We start from the raw sequence: 1255 nt of genomic DNA on the forward strand, positions 1-1255 counted from the left end.
GAAAGTTCGAGTTCAGACACCGAGTAGTGATGGTCCAGCAGCCAACGCTCGCATTCGACCCGCTTGGGCTCCAGCGCCTCTTCGCTGACGCCATCCAGTTCGTACAGGATGCGCGGGGCGTGTCGTGCACACACCTGCTCCATGCCCTTGAGCACCAGCAACTCGGCACCCTCGACATCGATCTTGACCAGCGTCGGGGGCGGCAGGCCCCGCTCGACCAGCGCATCCACCGTGCTGATGTCCACCTCGATCGACTCGCCCGTGGCATCTGGCGGCGCCTCGACGGCGGCCAGGGCCGATCCACCCGAGTAGGCCGCGACCACGAGCTGGGCTCGGCCGGTGACGTCGCCCACCGCGATGGGGTGAACGACGATCTGCGCGAACCCGTTCAGCGACGCGTTGCGGCGCACGAGGGCGGCATTGGCGGGCAGTGGTTCAAAGGCATGCACGGCACCCTGGGGCCCGACGCAGTGCGCCCCGACCACCGAGAGAAAGCCGACGTTGGCCCCGATGTCGTAGAAGACGTCGCCCGGCTGCAGGCAGCGTTGCAGCGTCGACTGCACGGGCAGTTCGTTGTCGCCACTTCCATACGCCGGGTTGGAGGGGCCCGGATCGAAGCGCAACCCGGCGGCGGGGCCGGTCGTGATCGTCTGCGGCTGGGTGCCGAAGAGCCGCCGCTTGAGTGAGGTCAGGAGATGCATGGGAGGGTCAGGCTGCTCAGGCGCGCGCCGTGAAGTGCCGGAAGCGGCTGCCGGTGTCGTTGCCCCACTCCCAGTTGGCCAGCAGGCCGACGCGGTGGATCTTCAGGCGCCTGGCGTCGGCGTAGACGTCCGTCAGAGCGCGGTACAGAACGGGCTGGCCATCCACGAACGCCATGTAGTGCATGCCGTCGAACACCACGCGCAGGCGGAAGGGGCGGCCCCAGTAGACCTGGTTGCCGATGTTGGACCAGATCGCGTCGTAGAGGTCTTCGTAGCCGTCGATCTGGAAGAACGAGGAGATCGACGCACCTTCGTAGCTGTCACAGCGCCAGAGGTTCAGCGCGATGTAGTTGTCCGGGTCCTGCCAGAAGACGAATCCGCACAGGCCGTGCTCGCGCTCGCCCATGACCGTGCCCGCCGGCGTGATCTCGACCTCGAGGTCGGCGAACTCCGGCCGCGTCCAGTCGAACGTGTAGGCGGTGCGTCCTGGGTTCGGCTTCTTGGCAGTGGCGTCGATGCGCGCACTCCCTTCGCCGGTCACGAGGAAGTTGCCC

At 67.2% G+C, this 1255-nt stretch carries 2 protein-coding genes; both read right to left on the minus strand.

Annotated features, from left to right (window positions below; all coding sequences use genetic code 11):
- On the minus strand, window positions 1-701 hold a 701-nt coding region (locus AC01FP_RS17635; RefSeq protein ID WP_474482025.1), incomplete at its 3' end, for an FkbM family methyltransferase.
- A 16-nt stretch (window positions 702-717) separates the two neighbouring features.
- The coding region (locus AC01FP_RS17640; protein ID WP_474482026.1) for a hypothetical protein at window positions 718-1255 on the minus strand (538 nt) is incomplete at its 5' end.

This window comes from Cyanobium sp. NIVA-CYA 375, from assembly GCF_056108345.1.